The 7,286-nt window shown below is 38.1% G+C and carries 7 protein-coding genes; 4 read left to right on the forward strand and 3 right to left on the reverse strand.

From position 1 onward, the window contains the following. Nucleotides 1-140 precede the first annotated feature (140 nt). Together AC1EJ5_RS09815 and tpx are read right to left on the reverse strand one after the other, a co-directional pair. Complete coding sequence (locus tag AC1EJ5_RS09815; RefSeq protein WP_348937523.1) at nt 141-563, reverse strand: PPC domain-containing DNA-binding protein; 423 nt, start codon at nt 561-563, stop codon at nt 141-143. 28 nt (nt 564-591) lie between these two features. Next, a complete protein-coding gene (gene tpx / locus AC1EJ5_RS09820) occupies nt 592-1,092 on the reverse strand; it encodes a thiol peroxidase (RefSeq protein WP_479816000.1) in 501 nt (166 codons plus the stop codon). 278 nt (nt 1,093-1,370) lie between these two features. Between tpx and rpsL the strand changes: the two genes are divergently transcribed. The 4 genes from rpsL to tuf all read left to right on the forward strand — a co-directional run bounded on the left by rpsL (nt 1,371) and on the right by tuf (nt 5,668). Then, entirely contained in the window at nt 1,371-1,778 is a 408-nt protein-coding gene (rpsL, locus tag AC1EJ5_RS09825) for a 30S ribosomal protein S12 (RefSeq protein ID WP_004828284.1), read from the forward strand. Between the two features lie 118 nt (nt 1,779-1,896). Continuing rightward, nucleotides 1,897-2,367: a 30S ribosomal protein S7 gene (gene rpsG / locus AC1EJ5_RS09830; protein ID WP_308748754.1), complete on the forward strand. Its 471-nt coding sequence runs from the start codon at nt 1,897-1,899 to the stop codon at nt 2,365-2,367. Nucleotides 2,368-2,379: 12 nt separating this feature from the next. Further along, nucleotides 2,380-4,452, forward strand: a complete 2,073-nt coding sequence (fusA, locus tag AC1EJ5_RS09835; RefSeq protein WP_348937526.1) for an elongation factor G — start codon at nt 2,380-2,382, stop codon at nt 4,450-4,452. 19 nt (nt 4,453-4,471) lie between these two features. Further along, complete coding sequence (gene tuf, locus AC1EJ5_RS09840; RefSeq protein ID WP_223419701.1) at nt 4,472-5,668, forward strand: elongation factor Tu; 1,197 nt, start codon at nt 4,472-4,474, stop codon at nt 5,666-5,668. Between the two features lie 860 nt (nt 5,669-6,528). Here tuf and AC1EJ5_RS09845 read toward each other — a convergent pair. Beyond that, nucleotides 6,529-7,170 (reverse strand): Crp/Fnr family transcriptional regulator, encoded by a 642-nt coding sequence (locus AC1EJ5_RS09845; protein ID WP_479816003.1) that lies wholly within the window; start codon nt 7,168-7,170, stop codon nt 6,529-6,531. Between the last annotated feature and the right edge of the window lie 116 nt (nt 7,171-7,286).

The following is a 7,286-nucleotide window of genomic DNA, read 5'->3' on the forward strand; positions in this document are numbered from 1 at the left end:
TATTCTTTTACTACTTTCATTTTGAATTCTGTACTATATTTTGCCATTTAAAAACTGACCTCCTTTAGTTAGTTTTTTGGTCTAACTTTTGGGGGTCAGTTCAATACCAGCTGCTAGGGTCTTTCATTTTCAAAAAAATTTTAATTAAAATCAAGTAGGTTGATTCCTATGTCTTCGTCCATTTTTCTACCAACCCAACCGTCGATTATATCTATGACCATTTCACAAGTCACGCTTATATGGGCGGAAATTAGGTGTCCGCCAAGTCCGTTTCCTTCATGGTCAGATGCGGATATGTGGAGGTGGGGATAGTATTTTCCTTCCTTGGTGGTTATAGTTCCATTTATACCGAGGATTTCAAACACGCCCTTAAAATTTTTTTCTGTATAGGACTTATCATCAACCTTATAAACACCAATAGTAAAGTCATCTGTGGCGCCAATGGCGGATATGGATGCGAGTTTTATGTCTTCTTTGAGGGCGAGGGTTTTAAGGGCTTCGTGAATTTCTTCACCCCTGTCAAACCTTGCGACTATCTTGTTTCCAAATTTTTTGTAATCCATAAAAATCCTTTCTATTGGTCAGAAAATCCTAAACTAACTTTTTAACTGCTTCTAGGGCAGCGTCGAAGTTTACTTCGTTGGTTACTTCTGGAACGTATTCTACGTATTGAACTGTTCCTTCTTTGTCGATTACAACGATTCCTCTTGTAAGAAGTTTTAATTCATCGATTAAAAAGCCGTATTTTTCACCGAATTCCCTGTTTTTGTAGTCTGAAACTGTGACTGTGTTTCCTATTTCATAAGCATCGCAGAATCTTTTTTGAGCAAATGGTAGGTCAAGAGTGATATTTACTATAGCAACGTCATCTGAAAGTTCGCTTGCTTCCTTGTTAAATCTTTTTGCTTGGAAGGCACAAACGCTAGTGTCAAGTGATGGGGCAACTGAGATTACAACTACCTTTCCCTTTAGATCATCAAGATTAAAATCTGATAGGTCGTTTTTGCTAGCTGTGAAATTTGGGGCCTTGTCACCAACTTTTACTTCTTTTCCTAATAAGTTTACTTTGTTTCCTGCAAATGTAATATTCATAAATTATATCTCCTTTAAAAAAACATTTAACACTAATATTATACCCAATATATCTTGATATAAATATTATTTTGCTAATTTTTATAAAAAATATTGGGCGGTAAAAATTATTTGAAAATTAATATCATTAATGAAATTATTTGTTTTTATCACCTAGATTGAGAAATCTTCATAGAAATAAGTAAATTACTTGACAAAGGGGCAGAAGCCGTGTAAAATATTTAAGGATTGGCAGAAGTTTGCCAATTTATTAAATTTTAAAGAATAGGAGGTGCATTATGCCAACAATTAATCAACTTGTTAGAAAAGGTAGAAAAAGCGAAAAATCTAAATCAGATACACCAGCTTTAGGTTATAACTACAACACTCTTAAGAGTAGAATAACACCTAACCAATCACCACAAAAACGTGGAGTTTGTACATCTGTTAGAACAGTTACACCTAAAAAGCCAAACTCAGCTCTAAGAAAAATCGCGAGAGTCAGACTTACAAATGGTGCTGAAGTGCTTTCATACATTCCAGGAATTGGACACAACCTACAAGAACACAGTGTTGTACTAATTAGAGGTGGTAGGGTAAAGGACCTTCCAGGTGTTAGATACCATATCATCAGAGGTACACTTGATACTGCAGGTGTTGATGGAAGAAAACAAGGTAGATCTAAATACGGAGCAAAAAGAGGCTAGTAATTAGTTGAAAATAAGTGCATAATGTGCCTATTAAAATAAAGGTATATGTGCACACTTAACGGCTATGACCGAGTACTCAAGATATTACACATAATTGGTAAAGGAGGGAAGAAAAGTGTCAAGAAAAGGACATATACCAAAAAGAGAGGTAATGCCTGATGCCAAGTATAACGATAGAGTGGTAACAAAGCTTATCAACAATGTTATGCTTGACGGCAAAAAAGGCATTGCTACAAAAATAGTTTATGAAGCTTTTGATATAGTACAAGAAACCAAAGGCGAAGACGCTATTGAAGTTTTCCACCAAGCAATGGAAAACATAATGCCAACTCTAGAAGTTAAGGCAAGAAGAATCGGTGGTGCAAACTACCAAGTACCAATGGAAGTTAGACCAGAAAGAAGACAAACACTAGCCCTAAGATGGTTAGTAAACTTCGCTCGTCAAAGAGGCGAAAAAACTATGGTTGAAAGACTTTCTAAAGAAATTATCGATGCATCAAACAATGCGGGTGCCGCAGTAAGAAGAAAAGAAGAGATGCATAGGGCAGCAGAAGCTAATAAGGCTTTCGCGCACTTTAGATATTAGTTAGGGGGATAGATGCCTAGACAGGTTGCACTTAAAGATACCAGAAATATAGGAATTATGGCCCACATAGACGCAGGTAAAACTACCTGTACAGAAAGAATCCTATACTACACTGGTAAAATTTATAAAATCGGAGATACCCACGATGGAACAGCAGTAATGGATTCCATGGAACAAGAAAAAGAACGTGGTATCACAATAGGATCTGCTGCAACAACAGCATTTTGGAAAAACCATAGAATTAATATTATCGATACACCAGGCCACGTTGACTTTACTGTAGAGGTTGAAAGATCTCTAAGAGTACTAGACTCAGCTGTAGCCCTATTCGATGCTAAAAGTGGTGTAGAACCACAATCAGAAACTGTTTGGAGACAAGCTGACAAATACAACATCCCAAGAATTTGTTTTATCAACAAAATGGATGCTACAGGTGCAGACTTCTTCATGGCAGTAGATACAATTAAAGATAAATTAAAAGCAAACGCAGTTCCACTTGAAATTCCAATAGGAGCTGAACAAAGCTTTGAAGGTGCTGTAGACCTTGTAACTATGCAAGCAGTAACATATTCATCTGAAGACCTTGGAGCACATCCAAAATATTCTGAAATCCCAGCTGAACTAAAAGAACAAGCTGAAGAATACAGAAACAACCTTCTTGAAGAATTATCAGAAGTTGATGATACAATCATGATGAAATACCTTGAAGGTGAAGAAGTTACAGAAGATGAAATCAAATCAGCTATCAGAAAAGCAACTATAGCACAAAAAATATTCCCATGTTTACTAGGTTCTGCCTACAAAAACAAGGGAGTTCAACCACTACTAGATGCAATTATAGATTACATGCCAAGCCCAGTAGATGTACCAGCTATAGAGGGTGTTGACCCTAAAGACCCAGATGTTGTAATCGAAAGACATCCTGGAGATGATGAGCCAACAGCAGCCCTAGCATTCAAAGTAGTAACTGACCCATATGTAGGAAAGTTAATCTACGTTAGAATTTACTCAGGTACAATCGAATCTGGTTCATATATCTACAATGCCACAAAAGGCAAGAGAGAAAGAGTTGGACGTATCATGCAAATGCACTCTAATAAGCAAGAAGAAATCGAAAAAGGATACGCTGGAGATATCGTTGCTCTATTAGGTCTTAAAGATACAACAACAGGTGATTCCCTATGTGACCAAGATAATCAAATTATCCTAGAACAAATGGAATTCCCAGATCCAGTAATCTCAGTAGCAATCGAACCAAAAACAAGAGCATCCCAAGATAAGATGATCATCGGTCTTCAAAAACTTGCTGAAGAAGATCCAACCTTCCAAACAAGATCAGATGAAGAAACAGGTCAAACAATTATCTCAGGAATGGGCGAGCTTCACCTTGAAATCATCGTAGACAGACTACTAAGAGAATTCAAAGTAGAAGCAAACATTGGTAACCCACAAGTTGCTTACAGAGAATCAATTACTAAAGAAGCTGAAGCTCAAGGTAAGTTTGTAAGACAATCAGGTGGTTCTGGACAATACGGTGATGTTATGCTTAAGGTTGAACCAGGCGAAGAAGGATCAGGAATCACATTCGAATCCAAAATCGTTGGTGGTGCAGTACCAAAAGAATACATCAGACCAGTTGAAGAAGGTGTTAAGGAAGCTGCAGCAGCAGGTGTACTTGGCGGTTACCCAATGGTAGACGTTCATGTAACCCTATTCGACGGATCTTACCACGAAGTCGACTCATCAGAAGTAGCCTTCCACGTAGCAGGTTCAATCGGATTCAAGAACGCTGTACAAAAAGCAGGCCCAGTCCTACTAGAACCAATCGAAAAAGTTGAAATTACAACTCCAGACGAGTATCTTGGAGATGTAATGGGTGACGTATCATCAAGAAGAGGAAAGATAGACGGTATGAATCCAAAAGACGGTATCCACGTACTAGACGCATTCATTCCATTATCTGAAATGTTCGGATACGCAACAGACCTAAGAAGTAAGACTCAAGGTAGAGCAACATACTCAATGAGCTTTGACCATTACGCAGAAGTTCCAGCATCTGTAAGAGATGAAGTAATTAACAAATAATTAATATAGGAGAGAAAAAATGAGCAAACAAACATTTGAAAGAAGCAAACCACATATTAATATTGGTACCATCGGCCACGTAGACCACGGTAAAACAACAACAACAGCAGCAATCACACAAGCCCTAAACAAAAAATACGGCACAGGTGAATACATCGATTACGAACACATCGATAAAGCTCCAGAAGAAAGAGAACGTGGAATCACAATCAACACATCTGTAGTAGAATACGAAACACAAAAAAGACACTACGCACACATCGACGCTCCAGGCCACGCTGACTACGTTAAAAACATGATCACAGGTGCAGCACAAATGGACGGTGCAATCATCGTAGTATCTGCAGCAGACGGTCCAATGCCACAAACAAGAGAACACATCCTACTAGCAAGACAGGTAGGTATACCAAAAATCGCAGTATTCTTAAACAAAGAAGACCAAGTTGATGACCCAGAACTAATCGAACTAGTAGAAATGGAAGTAAGAGACCTACTAAACGAATACGACTTCGACGGCGACAACTGCCCAGTAGTAGTAGGATCAGCATTAAAATCACTAGAAGAAGGTGGAGAAGGTCCATGGTCAGACAAAATCCTAGAACTAATGGACGCCGTAGATGAATACTTCGACATCCCAGAAAGAGACAACGACCAACCATTCCTAATGCCAGTAGAAGACGTAATGACAATCTCAGGACGTGGAACAGTAGCAACAGGAAGAGTAGAAAAAGGAACATTAAAAGTAGGCGACACAGTAGAAATCGTAGGCCTAACAGAAAAGACATCTCAAGCCGTAGTAACAGGTGTAGAAATGTTCCACAAACAACTAGAACAAGCTGAATCAGGCGACAACGTAGGAGTTCTTTTAAGAGGCGTTCAAAGAAACGAAATCTCAAGAGGACAAGTACTAGCAAAACCAGGTTCAGTACACCCACACACAGAATTCGAAGGTCAAGTATACGTACTAACCAAAGAAGAAGGTGGACGTCATACTCCATTCTTCTCAGGCTACAGACCACAATTCTTCTTCAGAACAACAGATGTTACAGGTGACATCCAACTAGAAGACGGAGTAGAAATGGTAATGCCAGGAGACAACGCAACATTCAAGATCACACTTCAAAAGCCAATCGCCCTAGAAGAAGGACTAAGATTCGCTGTACGTGAAGGTGGTAGAACAGTAGCATCAGGAGTTGTTTCTAAAATCGTAAAATAGTCTAATATAGATTATTTACAATTATAAACAATTATAATTTAAAAAGACAAGTCAATTAAGGCTTGTCTTTTTTTTGCGGGAAAATATTTTTGGAAAATATTTTATAAAAGTATTTAATTTATAATTTATTTTTGTATTTTAAAGAATTATTCTTTTTACAGTTGAATCTTCGTAATAAGGGGAGGCCCAAGGGACCTTCCGCAGGGTCCCTCACCTGCCTCCCCTTAAACCCCTCTCGGCTACACCCCCGAGCGGCTCCTTAAGCGGAGGGCGGATAATGAAGCTTGCCTTTCGGCAAGCTTTTATTAGTAGAGCGGATAGCTTTGTATTAGTTTTCGTTTTTCCTAACAGATTTCTAATCGTCGGTCAGCTAAAAATCGCAAACTCGCTACGCTCAGACAGTGCGATTTTTTAACGCTGACCTAGATTAAAAATCTTTCTTGATAGATGGAAGAACTGGTTTTGTAGTTTGAGGTTTGCTTGGCTAGTTTGGCTTTGCCAAACATTGCTAGATAAGTATTACTCTATAATATAAGCAAAATAAATCCTTTAAGCAAATTTTCGAACCTAGTCCTCGTTTCGTAATGGTAGGGCAAATTTTGTGAGCAAAATTTGAACGGTTCTCATAATTTTACAAGGACAATGTCCGCAGGAAAATTAATGAGAAACCTTATGTAATTTTGAGAAAGCCCGTCCGGCTAGTGGAGGACAAGTTGCGACGAGTAGGAGCAACTGGATGAAAAAGATTACGTTCTTTACAAAATTTAGTAATTAATTTTGCTTTTGCCTCCTACGCATACTTAAAAGCAAAACATAGTCATACATTTGCTGTAATTTCAAATTATAACTATCACCTAAAACTAAAACTGGATCCCATCCCTATCCAAAATCTCAATATAATCTCCACCGGCTTTTATTATTCCTTCATCTGTCATTTTTGATAGTTCTCTTGATAGGCTGGGCCTTGTGGTGGAGAGGTAGTCGGCTAGGTCTTCTCTTTTCATTGTGAGGTTGATTTTGCCGTCTTTTTCGTTTTCTAGTAGGTATTTACCTATTTTTTGTCTTAGGCTTGCTTGGGAGGTGATTTGGTTTTTCTTTGATAGGGCCAGGCACTTTTTGGATAAAAATTTTATATAGGACCTTAAAAAGTTTTCTGGGCATGGTACTTCAAAGATTTTCCTAAAATCTTTTATGATAAGAATTTTAGAGTCTCTTGCGCATTCGCAGTCAAAGTCAAAGGGCTCGCCTAAGTAGGCGTAGACTTCGCCAAAAAGTGTTGGTTTATTGAAGTTTTGGAAGATAAATCTCTTGCCATTTGAATCTATCTGGTAGACATTAAGGCTGCCTTCTATTAAATAAAATAAGTCAGCTCCAGTATCGCCAGTCCTAAAAATATACTCGCCCTTGGAGTAGGGTTTTTCTATAAATTCTGTCTTAGACTTGATAAGGTCAAGATCTTGGTCTGTCAAGTTTTTAAAAATTTGTAAATTTCTTAAATCCATTTCTCCTCACTTTCTTAAGGTTATTATACTTTTTTATCCAAATCAAAACTACCAGCTTAGCTGGTAGTTTGTGCAGCGCCTATAAGGCGCGAATACCGGCACGCCCCTATTGGGGC

Source organism: Anaerococcus sp. C0059F3, from assembly GCF_056590475.1.